This is a genomic window from Microbacterium sp. 18062 (assembly GCF_902706225.1).
GTDB lineage: Bacteria > Actinomycetota > Actinomycetes > Actinomycetales > Microbacteriaceae > Microbacterium.
Genome location: NZ_CACSKB010000001.1, coordinates 1 through 20,306 on the forward strand (window position 1 = coordinate 1; position 20,306 = coordinate 20,306).

Below are 20,306 nucleotides of genomic sequence, written 5' to 3' on the forward strand. Positions count from 1 at the left end.
CCGCCACCCCGACCAGCCCCCACACCCCGACAATCACGGACGACGCCCCGTCGAGCACGAACGCCCTTCCAGACGACGACCGTCAGATCGTGATCACCGGCCCACACCCGAAACGGCCTCCGGGAACGAATCCACCAGACCCTGCCGCGGACACCCGCACGATCGGGCAGCGACGCGCCGACATCCTCGCCGAACTCCTCCTCACCGCCAGTCCCCAGACCTACGGGGACGGACTCGAACACGTCACGGGACGCATCCAGGTCACCGTGCCCGCTCTCACCCTCGCCGGCATCGGCATCGGCACCGAACCCGCACACCTCGCCGGCTACGGACCCATCGACCCATCGTTCGCCCGCCGCCTCGCCGCGAACGCACCCGGCTGGGACCGCGTGTTCACCGACCCGTACACCGGCCTCCCCCTCGCCGTCGACCGCTACCGCCCGAACAAGCAACTCATCCGCTACCTCCACGCTCGCGATGAGCGCTGCCGCACCCCCACCTGCACCATCCCCGCACACCGCTGCGACCTCGACCACACCATCGACGCCGCCAACGGCGGCCCCACCGACGAACACAATCTCGCCGACTTCTGCCGTCGCCATCACGTCGGCAAGCACGGCACCGCCTGGACCGTCACCCAACACCCCGGCGGCGTCCTGCACTGGACCAGCCCCACCGGCCGCACCTACACCGACCGGCCACCCGCCACCATCCGCTTCGTCCCCCACGACGACACCCCACCACCCTTCTGAACACCCAGGCGAGATCTCGCTGCGTGACTCGAGTGCGTGAGTCAGCTGTCGTCGGACCGCAGACGCACCATCCTGATCGCGCGGATGCCGTCCTCGATCTTCACCGTGCCGTCGGGGACGAAGCCCTCCCTGCGGTAGAAGGCCTGCGCGCGGGGGACCGGATCTCCGACCCAGAGTGCGGCGTCCTCCGCGGGGTCGATCACGGCGTTCAACAGCGCCGCTCCGACGCCGGTCCCGTGATGCGCGGCGAGGACATAGAGGACGTCCAGGTGGCGTGTCCACGGGAGACCGTCGACCGGCTCGGACATCGCGATGCCGATGACGGTTCCTCGATGTTCGGCCACGGCGACCCGGCTCGCCGCCCACCGCGGATCCGTCAGCGCGCTCGACCAGAAGCGTTCCCGGCGCTCCACGAAGTCCGGGGCGTCCAGCACCTCGTCGGGAACGAGCGTGCGCCGGTAGGCCTCCCGCCACGAGGCCACATGCACGTGGGCCATGGCGGCGGCGTCCTCGGATGATGCCGCGCGCACGCGGATCCCGTCGTCCCGCCAAAGCTCGTCGCTCATGCTCGCCGACGGTAGCACCCGCACAGATCGTCGTCCCTGTCGCAACACTGCGAAACGAAACGCAGGCGCCGGATGCGGCGTCGCCACCGTCGTCTCACCCGACCTCGGCGTAGGAGAGGCCACGGCTTCCGCATGATTCCGCGGTTGCGGACGGCCTCGCCGGGCCGCACGATCTTCCGCGCGAACGATCACTCCGACGGATCGATTCCGATCGTCGCTCGTCGTTGGACGGGCGGCGCGCATCACCGCACACTGCATACCAACCTCCCCGCACACTGCACACGACCATCGCCGCACCCGGCTCCGCGACCGAAAGGCACCCCCGTGACCGTCGAGTTCATCAGCGCCATCAACACCCGCCATGCGGACGAGCTCAATCCGCGATCGGGCGGGCGCGCCATCGAGCCCGCGTACCTCCGCCGCTACGCCCGCAGCCTGGAGGACGCCGGGTTCGACTACACGCTGGTTCCCTACGGCAGCGCCGGGCCGGACTCCTTCGTGACCGCGACGGCGGTCGCCGCGGCGACCGAACGGATCAAGCCGATCGTCGCGGTGCGGCCCAACACCGTCTTCCCGCTCGTCGCCGCGCAGCAGCTGAGCACGCTCGATCAGATCTCCGAAGGACGCGCCGTCGTGCACATCATCTCCGGCGGCAACGATCGGGAGCAGGGGCGCCAGGGTGACTTCCTGTCCAAAGACGAGCGCTACGACCGATCGGAGGAGTGGATCCGGATCGTGCGCCGTGCGTGGACCGAGAAGGAGCCGTTCAGCCACGACGGGCGCTACTACCGTTTCGAGGACTTCGGACCGGGACTCGCGACATTCAGAGGCGCGCCTGTGCCCATCTCGGTGGGCGGTTCCTCTGACGCCGCCTACCGCGTCGGCGGCGCGCTCGGCGACATCTTCGGGCTGTGGGGCGAGCCCCTCGCCGACACCCGCGACCAGATCGCCCGCATCGCCGAGCAGGCGCGGGCCGCAGGGCGCTCCGACCTGCCCCGCATCTGGGTGACCTTCCGCCCCATCGTCGCCGAGACCGACGAGCTCGCCTGGGAGAAAGCGCACCGCATCATCGGGACGATCGCCGAGACCTACGCGAACGGCGCTTATCACAAGCACTACAGCCGTGGCGCCGATCCGCAGAACGTGGGCTCGCAACGACTGCTGAACGCGGCCGCCCGCGGTGAGGTGCACGATCGCGCTCTATGGACGAGGCCCGCCGAGGTCACCCGTGCTTCGGGTGCATCGACCGCCCTGGTCGGCAGCTACGAGACCGTCGCGGCCGCCATCCTCGACTACGTCGACCTGGGCGCAGAACTGGTGTCCATCCGCGGATACGACAACCTGAACGACGCGATCGACTACGGCCGTCACGTCCTGCCCCTCGTCCGGCAGGAGCTCGCGCACCGCGAGGCCACCGGACACCGCGGACAGATCGTCGCCCAGCCCGAGTTCGCCGAGGGCGTCCGCGCCTGAGCGCGCGGGCAGGAAGAAGAAGGAGGGCCGACATGCCCGTGGAGTTCGTCAACGCGATCGGCACCCGGCCGCCCGGCCCGCCGCCGGCCGCAGGTCATTTCACCGCGCCGATCGATGTCGCGTGGCTCCGGCGCTACGCGCGCACGATCGACGAGTTCGGCTTCGACTACACGCTCGTGCCGTACGCCTCGGCGAGCGCCGACCAGTACGTCGTGGCTGCCACCGTGCTGGCTGCCTCCGAGCGGCTGAAGACCGTGGTCGCGGTGCGCCCGAACTCGGCGTTCCCGACCGTCGCTGCGCAGGGGCTCGCGACCCTCGACCAGCTCTCGGGCGGGCGCACGATCGTGCACATCATCTCCGGCGGCAGCGATGAGGAGCAGCGTCAGCAGGGCGACTACCTCGAGAAGGAGGCGCGGTACCGGCGGTCTGCGGAGTTCATCGGGGTGCTCCGCGATGTGTGGACGCGCCGTGAGCCGTTCTCGCACCACGGCGAGTTCTACGACTTCGACGACTTCGGCCCGGGCTATCCCACCGCGTCGGGCGGTCCGCTGCCGGTGTCGCTGGGAGGCTCCAGCGACTTCGCCTACGCCGCCGGCAGTGCGCACGCCGACATCTTCGCGTTGTGGGGCGAACCTCTGGAGCAGACCGCCGAGCAGATCGCACGGGTGTACGAGCATGCCCGCGCCGCCGGTCGCACCGACCGCATCCGCTTCTGGGTGACCTTCCGTCCGGTCGTTGCGAGCACCGATGCCCTCGCCCGCGAGAAGGCGCGGGACCTCGTGGCGCGCACCCGCCCCTTCTACGACACCGTGCAGCGGGTCGCGGCCACGAACGTCGGCAGCGTGCGGCTGCGTGAGATCTCCGAGCAGGCGGAGGAGCACGACGGCGGCGTGCTGTGGACGCCGCGCGGGATCGCCGGCGCTGGCGGCGCCTCGTCGCTGCTCGTCGGCTCGCCGGAGACGATCGCACAGGCCGTCGTCCGGTACGTGGAGCTGGGCGCTGACGTCGTCTCGCTCCCCACGCTCGGCGACATCGGCGATGCGATCGACGCCGGCCGGCGGATCATCCCGCTCGTGCACGAGGAGGTCGCCCGTCGGGGGATCGACCCCGAGGTCGTCTTCCGCTCCGCGGAGCTCGCCTCGTGAGCGCGCAGACGCCGGTGCGCACGGCGCCCGCGCTGCAGCCGCCGGACCTCTCGGCCGCTCGCCTCGGTGCTTTGACCGCCGAGCTCGCCCGGTTTGCGCCGGCACACGATCGCGACGGTTCGTTCCCGTGGGAGGGCATCCAGGCGGTGCACGATGCGGGGCTGCTCACGGTGGCCGTGGGAGCGCAGTACGGTGGCCGGGGACTCAGTGCGCGCGAGGCCGTGGACGTGTTCCTCGCGCTCGGCGAGGGCGATCCCTCGGTCGCGCTCCTGACGGCGATGACGGTCTTCCAGCACCTCGCGCAGGCGACGAGCGACTCGTGGCCGGAGGAGCTGTACCTGCGCGTGCTCGCCGAGTCCGCGGAGCGCCCGACCCTCCTCAACGCCGTGCGGGCGGAGCCTGAGCTGGGCGCCCCGGCTCGCGGGGGACTTCCCGCCACCGTCGCCCGTCGCGTCGCGGACGGATGGTCGGTGAGCGGGCACAAGGGCTTCGCGACCGGCTCCGAGGGGCTGTCGTACCACCTGGTATGGGTCGTGACCGACGAGGCCGAGCCCCGCGTCGGGCACGTGATCGTGCCGGGTGATGCCGCCGGCATCCGGATAGAGAAGACCTGGGACCACCTGGGCCTTCGCGCGTCGAGCACGCACGACGTGATCTACGACGACGTACGCGTGCCGTTCGAGAACTTCTCCGGTGCCCCCGTGGGCACGGTGCCGAACAATGCGGCGCCGCACGGCGCCCTCGCCCTGGGCGTGCCCGCGCTCTATCTCGGGGTCGCGCGGGCGGCGCTGTCCGCCTTCCGCACCTTCGCGCAGGAGCGGGTGCCGAGTTCTCTCGGCCGCCCGATCGCCACGGTGGAGCGCATCCAGACCGTCGCCGGTGAGGCCAGGGCGCAGATCCTGCAGGGCGAGCTCGTCCTTTCGGCGCTCGCCGCCGAGATCGACGGCGGAACGGCGCGCGCCGACCGGCTGGGACTGGCCAAGCTCCTCGTCTCGCGCTCCGCCATCTCGGCCGTGGAAGGGCTCGTCGCCGCGATCGGGAACCCGGGTCTCACCCGACATCTCCCCTTCGAACGACACCTGCGCGACGTGCTGGCCTCCCGCCCGCACCCGCCGCAGGACGACGCCGCACTGCTCGCCGCCGGCAGAGGGACGCTCGCCGTCTGAGAGTCGCCCGAAGAACACACCCGACACGCATCCCACCCGACACGCACCACACCCGAGAGGCATCCGATATGCTCACCCGACACCGAATCCGACCCGCGGCGGCGCTCGCCGCGACCGCCGCCGCGGCGCTCCTGCTCGCCAGCTGTTCCGGCGGCGCCAGCACGACCGCCGATGCCAGCTCCGAGCCCGTCTCGGGCGGAGAGCTGAACATCGAGTTCTTCCCCGACAACCCGGCGTTCTCCTGCGTCGACCCCTTCCAGGTCTACTGGATCGAGCATCGTCAGGTGATCCGCAACTACGCCGACTCGCTCACCGACCAGGATCCTGAGACCGGCGAGATCGTGCCGTGGCTCGCCACGGACTGGACCATCAGCGACGACGGCCTCGCCTACACCTTCGACCTGCGCGACGACGTGACCTTCAGCGACGGCACGGAGTTCACCGCGGACTCGGTCGTCCTCGCGCTCGACAACGCCAAGAAGACCGCTGCGGAGGTCCCGGGGGCATACGGCAGTGTCTACATCCTCGGCTACGACCACAGCGCGGCGGTCGACGACGACACCGTCGAGGTGCACTTCTCGACGCCCAACGCCGCGTTCCTGCAGGGCACTTCGACGAGCAACCTCGCGATCCTCGCGGCCTCGTCGTATTCCGCCACCCCGGAGGAGCGGTGCCTCGGCACCGCGAACGTCGGCTCCGGTCCGTTCGTCCTCGACTCCTATACACCGGGCGAGGGCATCGATCTGAGCAAGCGCGAGGGCTACGCCTGGGCGAGCGAGCTGAACGCCCACCAGGGCGACGCCTACCTCGACGCCGTCCACATCTCTTACGTGGCCGAGGACAGCGTGCGCGTGGGCGACCTCACGAGCGGTGCGAGCGACATCGACTGGCCGCGCAACCCCCTCACTCCCGAACAGGTCGCGCAGGTCGAGGCTGCGGGCGCGACGGTCGAGAGCAGGTCCCTGCCCGGCCCCGCGTACAACCTCTACGCGAACACGAGCGATGGCAGGGTGCTCGCCGACGAGGATGTGCGCAAGGCCGTGCTCGTGGCGATCGACCGCGCGACCTACGCGTCGACGATCTACGGCGCTGACTATCCGGTGGTGGGCGGCGTCTTCGACGAGACGACCCCGTTCTTCCTCGATCTCAGTGACCAGCTCGCGTACGACCCCGACGAGGCTGCGGCTCTCCTCGACGCCGCCGGCTGGGTGCTCGAGGACGGCGCCACATATCGCACCAAGGACGGCGAGACCCTCACCATCGTGCAGCCGATCACGGCCGACAACCCGGGCGACGCGCTGCTGCAGGACCAGCTGAAGCAGGTCGGTATCGATCTGCGGCTGCCGGTCTTCCAGGCGTCGGAGCGAGGAGCGCTCATCACGGGCGGCGACTACGACCTGCTCGGCAGCTACCTCACCCGCGGCGACCCGAGCGTGCTCGGATCGATCCTCGACACGAACGTCGCCACCTCGACGGCGTTCGCGCAGAATGCGGTGCCGGATGATCTCCGCACCGCAGTCGAGTCGCTGTTCGCGGCGGGGCTCGCGGCGACCGACTCCGCCGAGCGTGAGGAGGCCTACACCGAGGTGCAGCAGTTGCTCGTCGACAGCGCCCTCGTCTTCCCGATCTTCGAGCGCGTGCAGCTGGCCGCCGTCGCTGCCGACGTTCACGGCTTCCGGTTCACGAGCGAGGCGTTCCTGTCGTACTACGACATCTGGAAGAGCGGGGAGTAGCGCGATCATGCTGAGGTACGTGCTCGGCCGCGTCGGCCAGGCTGTCCTGGTGCTGTGGGCCGCCTACACCGTCACGTTCGCGATCCTCTACCTGCTGCCCAGCGACCCCGTCGCGCTGCAGCTGGGCGCCGCCGGGGTCGAGATCGACTCCCTCACGGCGACTGAGCGGGCCGCCGCGGCGGCCCGGCTGGGCCTCGACAAGCCGGTATGGGAGCAGTACCTCAGCATGCTCGTCAACGCTCTGCGGGGCGACTTCGGAACCAGCTTCGCCAAGCAGCTGCCGGTCTCGGAGCTGCTCGCCCAGCGGCTGCCCGGGACCGTGGCGCTGAGCGCGATCGCGGTGGCGCTGTCGCTCGTGGTCGGCATCGGCCTCGCGTTCCTCGCGACGTGGGTGCCGCGCGGAACCGTCGCGACGCTTCTGCGACGGCTTCCCGCGGTCGGGGTCAGCGTGCCCAACTTCTGGGTGGGGCTGCTGCTCATCCAGGTGTTCGCCTTCACGCTCGGTTGGCTGCCCGCCACGGGCGACAACGGCTGGCAGAGCCTCGTCCTGCCCTCCGTCACGATGGCGGTGCCCACCTCGGCGGTGCTCGCTCAGGTGCTCACCCGCAGCTTCGACGACACGCTGGGGGAGCCGTACATCGCCACGGCGCGCGCGAAGGGGCTGACGCGGCTCGCCGTGCAGTTCCGGCACGCGTTCCGGAACGCGGCGCTGCCGACCCTGACGATCCTGGGACTGCTCGTGGGGGCGACCGTGACCGGATCGATCGTGGTCGAGACGGTCTTCTCCCGCAACGGCGTGGGCCGTCTCGCGCAGGAGTCGGTGCTGCAGCAGGACATCCCGGTCGTCCAGGCCGTCGTCGTGCTCGCCGCGGCGGCGTTCGTGGTCGTCAACCTGATCGTCGATCTGCTGTACCCCTTGCTCGATCCCCGTATCGCCCGTACCCCGAAGGTGAGCCGCGCATGACCGACGTCCTGGAGACCCGCAGCGACGCCCCGACCGTGATCGCTCCCGGCGGCCAGCCCACGGAGGTGTCGCGGCCCGCGGGGGCGTCCCGTTCCCGGCTACCGCGTCACCCCGCCCTGCGCCTGCTTCGCAGACCGGGGGTCATCGTCGCCGCGGTGATCGTCGCCTTCGCGATCGCCACCGCGCTCGTCCCCGAGCTCTTCGCCACCCACGATCCGACGGCCACCGCCCCGGCGGACCGGCTGCAGACGCCCGGTCTCGCCCACTGGTGGGGCACCGACGAGCTCGGCCGCGACCTCTACTCGCGCGTCGTGCACGGCTCGTCGCTGACGATCGCGGCCACCGCCCTCGCGATCGGCATCGCGCTGGTCGGCGGGCTCGCCCTCGGCGTCGTCGCCGGGTTCGTCGGCGGCACGGTGGATGCGGTCGTCATGCGCATCGTCGACGTGTTCCTCGCGATCCCCGGCCTGCTGCTGGCGCTTGCGATCGTCACCGCCCTGGGATTCGGGACGGTCCCGGTCGCGATAGCGGTCGGCATCGGGATCATCCCCGGTTTCGCCCGCACGACCCGCTCGGAGGTGCTCCGGGTGAAGACCCTGCCCTACATCGATGCGGCGCGCGCCGGCGGGGCCTCGTGGGGGCGGATCCTCTTCACCCACGTGCTGCCGAACTCGTGGGGGCCGGTGGTCGTCCTCGCGGTCCTCGACTTCGGCGCGGCGATCCTCGCGGTCGCAGCCCTCTCCTTCCTCGGCTTCGGCGCCGCGCCCCCCGCCGCGGAGTGGGGCACGCTCATCTCCAACGGCCGCAACTACCTCGTGACCGCCCCCTGGGTCTCGCTCGTGCCGGGACTGTTCGTCGCGGCCGTCGTGCTGAGCCTCAATCATCTCGCGAAGAGCCTCGAGGAGGTGCAGCGATGAGCGATCCCCTCATCGAGATCCGGGGCCTCCGGGTCGACTACCGCCGCGACGGCACGGCGGCGCCCGCCCTGCGCGGCATCGATCTCACCGTCACGCGCGGCGAACGCGTCGCGGTCGTGGGAGAGTCGGGTTCCGGCAAGACGACCGCGGCGCACGCGCTGCTCGGTCTGCTGCCGCACAACGGGCACATCGTCGGCGGCTCGGCGAGGGTGGCCGGGGTCGAGCTCGCCGGCGCGGCGGAGCGTGTGGCCCGCCGCATCCGCGGTCGTGTCATAGGTCTCGTGCCGCAGGATCCGACCGTCTCGCTCAATCCGACGCAACGGGTGGGCCATCAGGTCGCCGAGGCGGTGCGGCTGCGGGGCGTGCGTGGACCGCAGATCGACGCGGAGGTGATCGAGGTTCTGAGCCAGGCGGGCATCGACGATCCGGTCGGGCGCGCGAGGCAGTACCCGCACGAGCTCTCCGGCGGGCTCCGTCAGCGGGTGCTGATCGCGATCGCGCTGGCGGGCGACCCCGACGTGATCGTCGCCGACGAGCCGACGAGCGCTCTCGACGTGACGGTGCAGCGACGCATCCTCGATCATCTCGACAGGCTCGTCAGCGAACGCGGCATCGCACTGATCATCATCACCCACGACCTCGGCGTCGCAGCCGACCGGGCCGACCGGGTCGTCGTCATGCAGCACGGCCAGGTCGTGGAGGAGGGACCGTCGCTGCAGGTGCTCGGCTCGCCTCGTGAGGACTACACCCGCCGCCTGGTGCAGGCGGCCCCGGGACTCACGGGCACGGTGCCCCCGCGTCCGCCGGGAGGCGAGGCTCCGGTGGTCGTGCGCTGGGAGGCGGTCGTCAAGGACTTCCCGCTGCCGCGCGGCGCCGCATCCCCGACCCTGCGCGCCGTCGACGACGTCACTCTCGAGGCGCGGGCCGGCCGCACGCTCGCGATCGTGGGCGAATCGGGGTCGGGCAAGACGACGCTGCTGCGGATCGCGCTGGGGCTCGAGCACCCCTCCTCGGGACGTGTGGTCTTCGACGGCGTGCCCGTGTCGGAGCTCGGCTGGCGGGCCGGCAGAGAGCTGCGCCGGCGCTATCAGCTCGTGCAGCAGAACCCCTTCTCGGCCCTCGACCCCCGCTTCGCCGTCGGCCGCAGCATCGCCGAGCCGCTCGTGTCGTTCGGCATCGGAGACCGTGCGTCGCGGCGTGCGCGAGTGACCGAGCTGATCGACCTCGTCGGACTGCCGGCGGATGCCGCGACGCGTCGTCCCGCGGAGCTGTCGGGCGGACAGCGGCAACGCGTGGCGATCGCGCGCGCGCTCGCGATCGGTCCCGAGCTGCTGTACCTCGACGAGCCGGTCTCGGCGCTGGACGTCTCGGTGCAGGACCAGGTGCTCCGGCTGCTCGCCCGTCTTCAGGAGGACCTCGGCGTCGGCTATGTGCTCGTGTCGCACGACCTGGGCGTCGTGGCGCAGGTCGCCCACGAGGTCGCCGTCCTGCGCGGCGGGCGCGTGGTCGAGCAGGGACCGGCCTCTGCCGTGCTCGGCGATCCGCAGGAGTCGTACACGCGCGAGCTGCTCGCGGCGGTCCCGGGCCGATCGCTGCATGAGGCGCGCTCGTGAGCCGGACCGCTGCGCCCGTCGCCGCGGGTGCCGCGTGGGGAGACCGATGAGCGGCAGGTACCTGATCGTCGGAGCCGGCGCGATCGGCGCGCTGCTGGCCGCGCAGTGGACCCTCGCGGGGATTCCGGCGGTGCTGATCGCGCGCGGCCGGCAGCTGGAGGCCATCCGCCGGAACGGCGTCCGGGTGCGCCGGCCGCAGGGCGACGAGACCGTGCCGGTGACCGTCGCCTCCGCCATCGACGAGGCATCCCCGGCGCGCGCGGACACGGTCGTGCTCGCCGTCAAGTCGCAGGACGCCGAGACCGCCGTCGCCGCCATCGCCTGGCGCCCGCTCGTGGACGGCGGTGTCATCGCCGACCTGCCGATCCTGACGCTGCAGAACGGCCTGGCCGCCGAGGACGTCGCGCTGCGGCGCTTCGCGCGGGTGACCGGCGTCTCCATCGGGATCGCGGCCAGTCACCTCGAGCCCGGTGTGGTCGTCTCGCCCTCGTGGCCCGTGATCGGGGTCGCGTGGCTCGGCGGCCATCCGGCAGCGAGCGCCCAGAGCGACGAGCGCCACCGCGCCGCGTTCGAGCGCGCGGGCTACGCCGCATTCGTCGAGCCCGACATCGCGGCCGCCAAGCGCCGGAAGCTGCTGGGCAACCTCCGGAACGTCGTCGAGGTCTTCCGGGCGAGCGAGGAGGAGCTGGTGCGCGCGACGGACGACCTCCGCGACGAGGCGCGCGGTCTGTTCGAGCGGCTCGGTCTGCCGGTCGCCGCCGATCCCGATCCCGGGGCAATCCGGCTGCGGATCGAGCCGATCGACGGACACGAACCGGGGCACCTGTCCACTTGGCAGAGCCTCGCCCGAGGGGCGTCGGTGGAGAGCGACTACCTCAGCGGAGAGATCGTGCTGCTGGCGCGACGCGCCGGGCTCGCCGCACCCCGGAACGCCGCGATCCAGCGCGCGCTGGGGGTGCTGGCCGGATCCGGCGGCGCGCCCGGCACCGCGCCGCTTCCTCCGGAGCTCGCGCGGAGCGCCGCCGTCGCAGGCGCATGAGGACGGCTCCCGCGTCGGCGGACACCAGGATCTCCCGCCGTACGCTGCGCCGGGGCTTGCGGCTCATGCTCGCCGGGTGCCGGCGGCATCCGCTCGCGGCCGCGCTCGCCCTGACCACGGGGCTCGTCAACGGCGCCAGCATGGTGTTCGGCGCGGCCGCGCTCGGGTGGGCGACCGAGGAGTTCATCGTCCCCTCTCTGGCCTCCGGCCGGTTCCCGCCCGCGCTGGCGGCGATCGCCGCGGCGGCGGTGCTCGCCGTCAGCGCCCTGCGCATCGTCACGATCGTGCTGCGGGCGGTCGGCACCGGCCGTATCCAGTTCCCGAACATCGCCGAGGACCGCCGGCGCCTCACCCGCCACTACCTGGCGCTCGGTCCCGCCTGGCACGAGCGGCATCCGGCCGGAAGGCTGCTGTCCAACGTGGTCTCGGACACCGAGGCGCGCTGGCAGCCGATGAACCTCTTCCCCTTCGCCGCCGGCATGGTCGCCATGCTCGGCTACGCCGTGGTGAGCATCGCCCTCGCGGACGCCTGGCTGTCGCTCGTCGCGATCGCGGTCGTGCCGTTCCTGCTCGGCACCAACCTCGTCTACCAGGCGGCGATGGTCCCCCGCGTGCGTCTTTCGCAGCAGCGCCGGGCCGCCGTCAGCGCGTTCGCGAACGAGGCGCTCGAGGGCGACGAGGTCATCCGCACGCTCGGTCTGCACGAGCGCGAGACCGGGCGCTTCCGGGAGCGCGTGGAGCTGCTGCGGGCGGCGAACGTGCGTGCCGGTTCGGCGTCGGCGCTGTTCACCCCCGTCATCGAGCTCGCGCCGTCGCTCGGGGTCGTCGCCGTGCTCGCGATCGGGACCGTACGGGCGGATGCGGGCGAGCTCACCGTGGGCACGCTCGTCGAGGTGGCCTATCTGCTGCTGACCATGGCGATCCCGCTGAACGTGATCGGGGGTTTCCTCGGCACGCTGCCGCTCGGCGTGGTCGGGGACGAGCGGGTCCGCGCTGTGCTCGAGGAGAGGCTGCCGGACGGGGGAGGGCGGGCGCTCCCCGACGGGCCCGTCGCGATCGAGTTGCGCGATGCCACGGTGCACCGGGGGGACCGCCGCATCCTCGACGGGATCGACCTGGGCGTGCGCGCCGGCGAGGTCCTCGCGGTCTCGGGTGCCACCGGCTCGGGCAAGAGCACCCTGCTGAGCCTGGTCGCGGGTCTGCGCCCCGCCGGGGACGGCGAGCTTCGCCTCAGCGGCATCGACAGCATCCACCTCGACGACGCGTCGCTCCGCCGGTCGATCGCGGTCGTCCCGCAGACCTCGTTCCTCCTCCACGACACGGTGCGCGAGAACCTCGTCCTCGGCCGGCGCGGCCCGGACGGTCACGAGCTCCGCGACGCGGAGCTCTGGCACGCGCTCGGGATCGCCGCGGCGGAGCCGGTCGTGCGGGCGCTCCCGGATGGGCTCGACACCGTGCTGGGCAGCCGCGGCGCGACGCTGTCGGGCGGGCAGCGGCAGCGGCTCGCCATCGCCCGCGCCCTGCTTGCGCAGCCGTCGCTGCTCGTGCTCGACGACGCGACCTCCGCCCTCGACCCCGGCGTGGAGCGTCAGGTGCTCGCCGGCCTCGCCTCGCATCTTCGCGAACGCCGGGATGCCGGATCTGCCCTCACCGTCGTCATGGCGGCGAACCGCGCGCCGTCACTGGCGCTCGCCGACCGGCTGGTGCTGCTGGAGGCGGGCGCCGTGCGCGCCGTCGGGACGTTCGAGGAACTCACCGCCGACCCGCACTTCCAGGCGCTGGTGGAGGCCTACGAGCGGGCGGCGCCGCAGGACCCGGAGTGGGAACGGTGACCGCCGGACCAGCGGGCGGAGGGTCGCTGCGCGGCGGGTCGTGGCGGACCATCCGGGACGGACTGGCAGCGACGCCCGAGATCGCGCGGGGGCTGTGGTGGACGCTGGTGCTGGCCCTGATCGCCTCGTCGGGCCGCATCGTGGTCGCGGTGGCCGTGCAGGTCGCCGTCGACGGCGCGTCGACACCCGGCGAGGCGGCGCGCTCGATCGTCCCCGTGATCGTGGCATGCGCCGTGGCGGTGCTCGTCGCTGCCGGCGCGTCGGTCTGGATGAATCGCAGACTCGTGCGGGCGAGCGAAGAGGCGCTCGCCTCGCTCCGGGTGCAGGCCTTCGCGCGCGTGCTGCGCATCCCGCCCCACCGCCTGGGTGGTGCGCCCCGATCCTCGCTCGTCTCCCGTGTGATGAGCGACGTGGACACCATCAGCCAGTTCACGCAGTCCGGCGGCATCTCGCTGGCGACCAACGCGCTGCAGGCCCTCATCGCCGTCGTCGCGATGTTCTGGTACTCGTGGCCGCTGGCTGCGGTGGTGCTCGTCGTCGCGGTGCCCGCGCTCCTGATCATGCAGCGCGCGCATGCCCTCATCGCCGCGCGGTTCCATGCCGTGCGCATCGCCGTGGGCGGGCTCTTCGGCGGTGTCGGAGAGGCCATCGAGGGGGTCGACGTGATCCGCGGCTTCGGCGCCCACGCGCGGGTGCAGGCGCGGGTGGACGGACTCATCGACGGGGTCGAGCACGCACAGCTGCGCACCGTGTGGCCGGTCGGGGTGAACACCGCCGCCGGCGAGCTGATCAACGGTGTGATCACCACGGCCGTGATGCTCGTCGGTGTCGCTCTCGGCGCGGCGCTGCTGCCGCCGGGCCTGCCGGCGCCGGATGGCGGCGAGCTGGTCGCCTTCCTGTTCCTGGTCACCTTCTTCGTCCGTCCGCTCCAGTTCCTGGTCGGCCAGCTCGGCGAGGCCCAGAACGCCGTCGCCGGCTGGCGGCGCGTGCTCGAGGTGCTCGCCGACCCGGCGACGCGACCTTCGGCGGGCGTCGCCGCCATCCCCGACGGCCCGATCGGTGTCGAGGTGCACGATCTGGGGTTCTCCTACGGCGGCGGACGCCCGGCCCTCGACGGCGTCGAGACGAGTGTGCCGGCCGGATCGCACGTCGTGATCGTGGGGGAGACCGGCTCGGGCAAGACCACCTTCGCGAGGCTCCTCACCCGTCAGCTCGAGATCGGCCGTGGACGCATCCTGCTCGGCGGCGTGCCGGTGGAGGAGATCACCGACGACGCCTTCGCGCGGCGGGTCGCGGTCGTGCCGCAGGACGCGTTCCTGTTCGATCGCACGGTCGCCGAGAACATCGCGGTCGGAGACGACCTGCCCGACCGGCAGCGCGTGCGCGCCGTGCTGGCCGAACTCGGGCTCGACGACTGGGCAGATGCCCTTCCCGAGGGTATCGACACGCCAGTCGGACAGCGCGGCAGGGCGCTGTCCATCGGCGGCCGTCAACTCATCGCGCTCGCCCGCGCCGCCTATCTCGAGCCCGACCTGCTCGTGCTCGACGAGGCAACGAGCGGGATTGACCCGGGTACGGACGTGCGCGTGCAGCAGGCGCTGCGCCGCATCGCGCGCGGACGGACGACGATCACGATCGCCCACCGCATGGCCACCGCCCGCACCGCCGACCTCATCCTCGTCTTCGCCGGCGGACGCCTGGTTGAGCAGGGCACCCATGCGGGGCTCGTCGCCGAGGGCGGCCGTTTCGCGGCGGCCGCCCGCGCCGCGGTCGGCGCACAACATCCTCGACGATAGGAGACCTCCGCATGAGCACCCGACGCCTCACTCTCGGCTTCCACACACGCGTCCCGTTCGAGACCGGCCGCGCCGCGGAGGGGCTGCGCGAGGGGATCGAGCTGTTCCGGATCGGGGAGCAGCTGGGATTCGACCGGGGATGGGTGTACCAGCGTCACTTCGACAACTACCTCGCCTCGCCCCTCGTCTTCCTCCCGGTCGTCGCCCAGCACACGGACCGGATCGGCCTCGGCACGGCGATCATCGGCGTGCGCTACGAGGACCCCGTGCTGCTGGCGGAGGCCGCGAGCACCGCCGACCACCTGACCGGCGGGCGGCTCCAGCTCGGGCTGAGCACCGGCCAGGGCGGCTTCGACGCCGCCTTCGAGCAGCCCGTGAACGACGGGCGCGAGCAGTCGCAGCACCGCCTGGAGACGTTTCTGCGCGGCATCCGGGGCGAGCGACTGGGAACCGCGACGGGTCCCGACGGCCGCTCGCTCGACCTGCCGCTGACGGTGCGCGGGACGAGCGACGCCCTGCCGGAGCGGATCTGGTACGGCGGGGGCTCGGTCGAGTCCGCGGAGCGCATCGGACGGCAGGGACTCCGCCTCATGCTGAGCACGATCCTCACCGGCGACGTCGCCGACTACAACGCCGAGCAACGAGCCGCGATCGAGGCGTACCGCGCGGCGCACATCGGCCCGCACCCGCCCCGGGTGGTCGTCAGCCGCTCGGTCCTGCCCGCCACGACGCCCGAGCTCGCCCGCCGCTACGCCGCCTACGACAGAGAGCGGCGCGCGCACGGGCCCGCCGTGTCCCGGCCCCGCGGTGCCGTCGACCCTGCGCAGGTCGCTCCGGCACGTGTTGCCTCGCCACGCCCGACCGGCCGCGCGATGACCATGAGCGACGCCATCCACGGCGACCCCGCCCGCGTCGTCGACACGCTGCTCGCGGATGTGGCCGTCGCCGAGGCGGACGAGCTGATCGCGTTCCTGCCGCCCGAGTTCGGATTCGCCGAGAACACGCGGCTGCTCGAGGACGTCGTCATGCACGTCGCACCGCACCTTGCCTCCGGGCGGACCCCGTGAGCACCGCCCCCGCGCGGCGCCGAGTGTTGCGACGCGTGTCCTGGCGCGGGCGGCGGGCCGCCGCATCCGACAGGCTGGAGACATGACCGACAGTGTGCTCGCCCGCCGCTACGGCGGCGAGGTCCCCGAACCCATCGCGCCCGCGAACGACGTCATCGCCCTGTTGCAGCGGCACCGGTCGGTGCGCCGCTTCACGGACGAGGACGTCGACGAGGCGACCCTGACGGCGATCGTGGCCGCCGCCCAGTCGGCGGCCACGAGCTCCAACATGCAGTCCTGGTCGGTCATCGAGGTGCGCGATCCCGAGCGCAAGGCCGAGCTCTCGGTGCTCGCGGGCGACCAGGCATTCATCCGCGCGGCACCCGTGTTCCTCGTCTTCGTCGCCGACTGGGCGCGCAACCGCGTCATCGCGGAGCGCCGCGATGCCCCGGTCGAGGGCATCGGGTTCGTCGAGAGCACCCTCGTCGGCTTCGTCGACGCCGCGCTCGCCGCACAGAACGCGGTCGTGGCGGCCGAGTCCCTCGGTCTGGGCACGGTGTACGTCGGGTCGGTGCGGAACCGCCCCGAGGAGCTCTCGGACGTGCTCGATCTGCCCCAGGGCGCGTTCCCCGTCGTCGGGCTCGCGATCGGCCACCCCGACCCGGACGACCGCGCCGGCATCAAGCCGCGGCTCCCGCAGCGCGTGGTGCGCCACCGCGAGACCTATCGCGCGGCTCCGGACGCGGCGGTGTCGGCGTACGACGACGCCGTCCGGGCCTACTACGCAGGCCAGGGCTCGTCGCGGGGCTGGATCGAGGCGGTGCTGAACCGCGTGCGGGCCGCCGCAAGCCTGCACGGGCGGCATACGATCCACGACGCGCTCCGGCGCCGCGGGCTCCCGTCGCGCTGACACCCGGCCGTGCCGGGCCCGGCGGTGGGCGGGCGGCGATGGCCCGCCCACCGAGAGATCGGACAAGCCGATTGGTTCGCATTCGGAATCATCCGTCGCGGCCGGGGCGGGGAGTGCCTAGCGTGGAACGGTGAGCACCGACGCATCCGCCCCAGACCGAACGACCGATCGCTCCGGGCTCCGTGCCGAGGGCCTCCCGCGCGAGGTGATCGTCGCCCGCGACGTCGCCGAGGTGCGGGAGGTCGTGCGCCGAGCCGCGCGCGAGCGCATCCCGCTGATCGCCCGCGGGGCGGGCTCGGGCCTCGCCGGCGGGGCGGTCGCGACCGATGGCGCGATCGTGCTCGATCTGTCCGGCCTCGACCGCATCCTCGCGATCGACCCCGTCGACGGCACCGCTCACGTCGAGGCCGGGGTGATCACGGCCGACCTCGACCGCGCCGCGCGCGAGCACGACCTCATCTTCGCCCCCGATCCGGGGAGCGTCGGCATCTCGACGATCGGCGGCAACATCGCCACGAACGCCGGCGGCCTTCGCGGCGCGAAGTACGGGGTCACCCGCGACGCCGTGCTCTCGGTCGACGTGGTGCTCGCGGACGGCTCGCTCGTGCGACTGGGGCGCCCCACCATCAAGGGGGTGACCGGGTACGATCTCGCCGGTCTGATCGTCGGCTCCGAGGGGACCCTCGGCGTCGTGGTGGGAGCGGTCGTGCGGCTGCTGCCCCGGCCGCGGCGGGTGGCCACCGCATCCGCGTTCTTCGCGACGCTGGAGGATGCGGCGACCGCGGTGGCCGCCGTCGCCGTCAGCGGAGCGCGGCCCGCGGTGCTCGAGATCCTCGACGGCGCCACGCTGGCCGCGATCGACGACGCGCAGGGCACCGGGCTGCGCGCCCGTGGCGACGCCCTGCTGGTGGCGCAGACCGACGGGTTCGGGGCGGAGGAGGAGATCGCGGTCGTCGTCGAGGCGCTGTCGGCGACCGCCTCCGCGGTCGACTGGACCGCCGACGAGGCGGAGGCCGACCGGCTGCTCGCCGCGCGCCGGCAGGCTCTGCCCGCGATCGAGCGCCTCGGCCGTCCGCTCATCGAGGACATCGCCGTGCCGCGCAGCCGGCTCGCGGAGGCGATCCGCCGCATCCGGGCGGTCGCCGCGGAGCGCGACGTGCCGATCTTCGTGTTCGGCCACGCCGGCGACGGCAACCTGCATCCGATCATCGTCGCCGACGCCGACGAGGACGGCGGGATCCCCGAGGCCGCGCACCGGGCCGCCGACGACATCTTCGCCCTCGCCCTCGAGCTCGGCGGCACGGTCACCGCCGAGCACGGCGTCGGCCGGCTCAAGCGCGAATGGGCGCGCCGCGAGCTCGGCGAGCCGCCGGTGCTGCTGCACCGGCGGATCAAGGACGTGTTCGACCCCGACGGCATCCTCAACCCGGGAAGCGGGCTCTGAGCCTTCCGCGTGCGCCGACCCGACGCAGGAGCGCACAGGCGCGCGCCGTAGAATCCGCGCATGGGCTCCCGGTTCTCTCGTCTGGCCACCTGGGCGATCGCGCTCGTCGTCGGCGTCGTCTACGGCGCGGCGGGCTCGCTCGCGCATTCGTCGTCGCTCGGCGTGATCCCGGTGGGCCTCGTCCTCGGGGTCGTCGGATCGGCCGGGCTCGTCGTCGCCCTGCGGCTGCTCACCGGCGACCGCTGGGCAGCGCTCGCCGGCGGCGGCGGCATGATGCTCGCCACCTACTTCTTCTCCCTGCCCTCGCCGGGCGGATCGGTGCTGTTCACGCAGCAGAACGAGACGCTCGCGCTCATCTGGATGGCGGGCGTCCCGCTCGTGACGGCCCTCGTCGTGGCGTGGCCCGACCTCCGCGGCGTCGGCCGCGCCCGATCCGAGGCCAACTAGACTGACACGGTGACGTATGTGATTGCCCTGCCGTGCGTCGATGTCAAGGATCGCGCCTGCATCGACGAGTGCCCCGTCGACTGCATCTACGAGGGAGAGCGCTCCCTTTACATCCACCCCGACGAGTGCGTCGACTGCGGCGCCTGCGAGCCGGTCTGCCCGGTCGAGGCGATCTACTACGAGGACGATCTGCCCGACGAGTGGCAGGACTACTACAAGGCCAACGTCGAGTTCTTCGACGACGTGGGCTCTCCCGGCGGCGCGGCCAAGGTGGGCGTCATCAAGAAGGACCACCCGCTCATCGCGGCGCTTCCGCCGCAGGGCGAGTGAGCATCCGCTGAGATGGGCGTCGCCGACCTCGCCGAGTACCCCTGGGACGCCGTCGCGCCGTATGCCGAGATCGCCCGCGCGCATCCCGACGGCATCGTGGACCTGTCGATCGGGTCGCCGGTCGACGAGACCCCGCGCCTGATCGCCGATGCGCTGGCCGCGGCCACGGATGCCCACGCGTATCCGCAGACGGTCGGCACACCGCCCCTGCGGGAGGCCATCGTGGACTGGTTCCGCCGCCGCCGCGGGGTGCCCGGTCTCACGCCGGCGCACGTGCTGCCCACGGTCGGGTCGAAGGAGCTCGTCGCGCTGCTGCCGCTGCTGCTCGGGCTCGGACCCGGCGACGTCGTCGTGCATCCGCGTGCCGCATATCCGACCTACGAGGTCGGCGCGCGTCTGGTCAGGGCGACACCGCTCGCGAGCGACGATCCCGCGCAGTGGCCCGAGGGCACACGTCTGGTCTGGCTCAACTCGCCGGGAAACCCCGACGGCGCGGTATGGGATGCGGCGGCGCTCCGTCGTGCCCGTGAACGCGCCCGCGAGCTCGGCGCCGTCCTGGTTGGCGACGAGTGCTACGCAGAGCTCGGCTGGGAGGCGCCGTGGGACACGCAGGCGATCCCCTCCGTGCTCGACCCCGCGGTGACCGACGGCGACGTCACCGGGGTGCTCTCGGTCTACTCGCTCAGCAAGCAGTCGAACCTCGCGGGGTACCGGGCTGCGTTCCTTGCCGGCGACCCCGGGATCGTGGCGCGGCTGCTGACCGCGCGGAAGCACCTGGGGCTCATGCTCCCCGCCCCCGTCCAGGCGGCGATGGCGGTGGCGCTCGGCGACGACGCGCACGTGCGGGAGCAGAAGGAGCGCTACGCGAGACGCCGGGCACGCCTCAAGCCCGCCGTCGAGGCCTACGGGTTCCGTGTCGACCGCAGCGAGGCGGGACTGTACCTCTGGGCGACCCGCGGCGAGGACGCGTGGACGAGCGTCGGGCGTCTCGCGGAGCTCGGCATCCTCACCGGTCCCGGTCACTTCTACGGCCCGTCCCACACCGAGCACGTGCGACTGTCGCTCACCGCGAGCGACGAGCGGATCGCCGCCGCAGCCCACCGGTTGCACGCGGTCTCGTAGCTCTCCTCCAG

The 20,306-nt window shown here is 72.5% G+C and carries 18 protein-coding genes; 17 read left to right on the forward strand and 1 reads right to left on the reverse strand.

All coding sequences use genetic code 11. From position 1 onward, the window contains the following. The coding region (locus GVL03_RS00005; protein ID WP_159498236.1) for an HNH endonuclease signature motif containing protein at positions 1 to 752 on the forward strand (752 nt) is incomplete at its 5' end. A 41-nt stretch (positions 753 to 793) separates the two neighbouring features. Here the strand turns inward: GVL03_RS00005 and GVL03_RS00010 are convergent. Further along, entirely contained in the window at positions 794 to 1,318 is a 525-nt protein-coding gene (locus tag GVL03_RS00010) for an N-acetyltransferase (RefSeq protein ID WP_200847004.1), read from the reverse strand. A 324-nt stretch (positions 1,319 to 1,642) separates the two neighbouring features. Here GVL03_RS00010 and GVL03_RS00015 point away from each other — a divergent pair, with 324 nt between their 5' ends. From GVL03_RS00015 to dapC, 16 genes are all read left to right on the forward strand, one after another. Next, on the forward strand, positions 1,643 to 2,791 hold the full coding sequence (locus GVL03_RS00015; protein ID WP_159498238.1) for an LLM class flavin-dependent oxidoreductase: 1,149 nt from the start codon (positions 1,643 to 1,645) through the stop codon (positions 2,789 to 2,791). Between the two features lie 32 nt (positions 2,792 to 2,823). Next, positions 2,824 to 3,936: an LLM class flavin-dependent oxidoreductase gene (locus tag GVL03_RS00020; RefSeq protein ID WP_159498240.1), complete on the forward strand. Its 1,113-nt coding sequence runs from the start codon at positions 2,824 to 2,826 to the stop codon at positions 3,934 to 3,936. After that, on the forward strand, positions 3,933 to 5,102 hold the full coding sequence (locus GVL03_RS00025) for an acyl-CoA dehydrogenase family protein (protein ID WP_235037952.1): 1,170 nt from the start codon (positions 3,933 to 3,935) through the stop codon (positions 5,100 to 5,102). Before GVL03_RS00020 ends, GVL03_RS00025 begins: the two co-directional genes overlap by 4 nt. Before the next feature lie 68 nt (positions 5,103 to 5,170). Next, on the forward strand, positions 5,171 to 6,835 hold the full coding sequence (locus tag GVL03_RS00030) for an ABC transporter substrate-binding protein (RefSeq protein ID WP_159498242.1): 1,665 nt from the start codon (positions 5,171 to 5,173) through the stop codon (positions 6,833 to 6,835). A 7-nt stretch (positions 6,836 to 6,842) separates the two neighbouring features. After that, positions 6,843 to 7,799 (forward strand): ABC transporter permease, encoded by a 957-nt coding sequence (locus GVL03_RS00035; protein ID WP_159498244.1) that lies wholly within the window; start codon positions 6,843 to 6,845, stop codon positions 7,797 to 7,799. Further along, positions 7,796 to 8,716, forward strand: coding sequence for an ABC transporter permease (locus GVL03_RS00040; RefSeq protein ID WP_159498246.1), 921 nt, complete (start codon positions 7,796 to 7,798; stop codon positions 8,714 to 8,716). Before GVL03_RS00035 ends, GVL03_RS00040 begins: the two co-directional genes overlap by 4 nt. Beyond that, entirely contained in the window at positions 8,713 to 10,329 is a 1,617-nt protein-coding gene (locus GVL03_RS00045) for an ABC transporter ATP-binding protein (RefSeq protein ID WP_159498248.1), read from the forward strand. Before GVL03_RS00040 ends, GVL03_RS00045 begins: the two co-directional genes overlap by 4 nt. 46 nt (positions 10,330 to 10,375) lie before the next feature. Further along, positions 10,376 to 11,368 carry a ketopantoate reductase family protein gene (locus tag GVL03_RS00050; RefSeq protein WP_159498250.1) on the forward strand — a complete coding sequence of 331 codons (993 nt, stop codon included), beginning with the start codon at positions 10,376 to 10,378 and terminating at the stop codon, positions 11,366 to 11,368. Next, the gene (locus GVL03_RS00055) at positions 11,365 to 13,200 is read left to right on the forward strand and encodes an ABC transporter ATP-binding protein (protein ID WP_159498252.1); all 1,836 of its coding nucleotides are present in this window, start codon (positions 11,365 to 11,367) and stop codon (positions 13,198 to 13,200) included. Before GVL03_RS00050 ends, GVL03_RS00055 begins: the two co-directional genes overlap by 4 nt. Beyond that, on the forward strand, positions 13,197 to 14,996 hold the full coding sequence (locus GVL03_RS00060; RefSeq protein ID WP_159498254.1) for an ABC transporter ATP-binding protein: 1,800 nt from the start codon (positions 13,197 to 13,199) through the stop codon (positions 14,994 to 14,996). The genes GVL03_RS00055 and GVL03_RS00060 overlap by 4 nt, the downstream gene beginning before the upstream one ends. Positions 14,997 to 15,007: 11 nt before the next feature. Then, positions 15,008 to 16,063: an LLM class flavin-dependent oxidoreductase gene (locus tag GVL03_RS00065; protein ID WP_159498256.1), complete on the forward strand. Its 1,056-nt coding sequence runs from the start codon at positions 15,008 to 15,010 to the stop codon at positions 16,061 to 16,063. An 82-nt stretch (positions 16,064 to 16,145) separates the two neighbouring features. Then, on the forward strand, positions 16,146 to 16,952 hold the full coding sequence (locus GVL03_RS00070; RefSeq protein WP_159498258.1) for an NADPH-dependent oxidoreductase: 807 nt from the start codon (positions 16,146 to 16,148) through the stop codon (positions 16,950 to 16,952). Positions 16,953 to 17,082: 130 nt separating this feature from the next. Beyond that, positions 17,083 to 18,396 (forward strand): FAD-binding oxidoreductase, encoded by a 1,314-nt coding sequence (locus GVL03_RS00075; protein WP_159498260.1) that lies wholly within the window; start codon positions 17,083 to 17,085, stop codon positions 18,394 to 18,396. A gap of 60 nt (positions 18,397 to 18,456) precedes the next feature. After that, positions 18,457 to 18,843, forward strand: coding sequence for a DUF6113 family protein (locus GVL03_RS00080; RefSeq protein WP_159498262.1), 387 nt, complete (start codon positions 18,457 to 18,459; stop codon positions 18,841 to 18,843). Between the two features lie 9 nt (positions 18,844 to 18,852). After that, positions 18,853 to 19,173 (forward strand): ferredoxin, encoded by a 321-nt coding sequence (gene fdxA / locus GVL03_RS00085; protein ID WP_159498264.1) that lies wholly within the window; start codon positions 18,853 to 18,855, stop codon positions 19,171 to 19,173. A 12-nt stretch (positions 19,174 to 19,185) separates the two neighbouring features. Next, positions 19,186 to 20,295, forward strand: coding sequence for a succinyldiaminopimelate transaminase (gene dapC, locus GVL03_RS00090; protein WP_159498267.1), 1,110 nt, complete (start codon positions 19,186 to 19,188; stop codon positions 20,293 to 20,295). The last annotated feature ends 11 nt before the right edge of the window (positions 20,296 to 20,306 follow it).

What these genes read in the sequence shown, in the direction of transcription:
- GVL03_RS00065 (WP_159498256.1), top strand. Translation starts at nt 15,008, where the DNA reads ATGAGCACCCGACGCCTCACTCTCGGCTTCCACACACGCGTCCCGTTC.
- dapC (WP_159498267.1), top strand. Translation starts at nt 19,186, where the DNA reads ATGGGCGTCGCCGACCTCGCCGAGTACCCCTGGGACGCCGTCGCGCCG.
- GVL03_RS00020 (WP_159498240.1), top strand. Translation starts at nt 2,824, where the DNA reads ATGCCCGTGGAGTTCGTCAACGCGATCGGCACCCGGCCGCCCGGCCCG.
- GVL03_RS00010 (WP_200847004.1), bottom strand. Translation starts at nt 1,318, where the DNA reads ATGAGCGACGAGCTTTGGCGGGACGACGGGATCCGCGTGCGCGCGGCA.
- GVL03_RS00050 (WP_159498250.1), top strand. Translation starts at nt 10,376, where the DNA reads ATGAGCGGCAGGTACCTGATCGTCGGAGCCGGCGCGATCGGCGCGCTG.
- GVL03_RS00040 (WP_159498246.1), top strand. Translation starts at nt 7,796, where the DNA reads ATGACCGACGTCCTGGAGACCCGCAGCGACGCCCCGACCGTGATCGCT.
- GVL03_RS00045 (WP_159498248.1), top strand. Translation starts at nt 8,713, where the DNA reads ATGAGCGATCCCCTCATCGAGATCCGGGGCCTCCGGGTCGACTACCGC.
- GVL03_RS00035 (WP_159498244.1), top strand. Translation starts at nt 6,843, where the DNA reads ATGCTGAGGTACGTGCTCGGCCGCGTCGGCCAGGCTGTCCTGGTGCTG.
- GVL03_RS00080 (WP_159498262.1), top strand. Translation starts at nt 18,457, where the DNA reads ATGGGCTCCCGGTTCTCTCGTCTGGCCACCTGGGCGATCGCGCTCGTC.
- GVL03_RS00030 (WP_159498242.1), top strand. Translation starts at nt 5,171, where the DNA reads ATGCTCACCCGACACCGAATCCGACCCGCGGCGGCGCTCGCCGCGACC.
- GVL03_RS00055 (WP_159498252.1), top strand. Translation starts at nt 11,365, where the DNA reads ATGAGGACGGCTCCCGCGTCGGCGGACACCAGGATCTCCCGCCGTACG.
- GVL03_RS00070 (WP_159498258.1), top strand. Translation starts at nt 16,146, where the DNA reads ATGACCGACAGTGTGCTCGCCCGCCGCTACGGCGGCGAGGTCCCCGAA.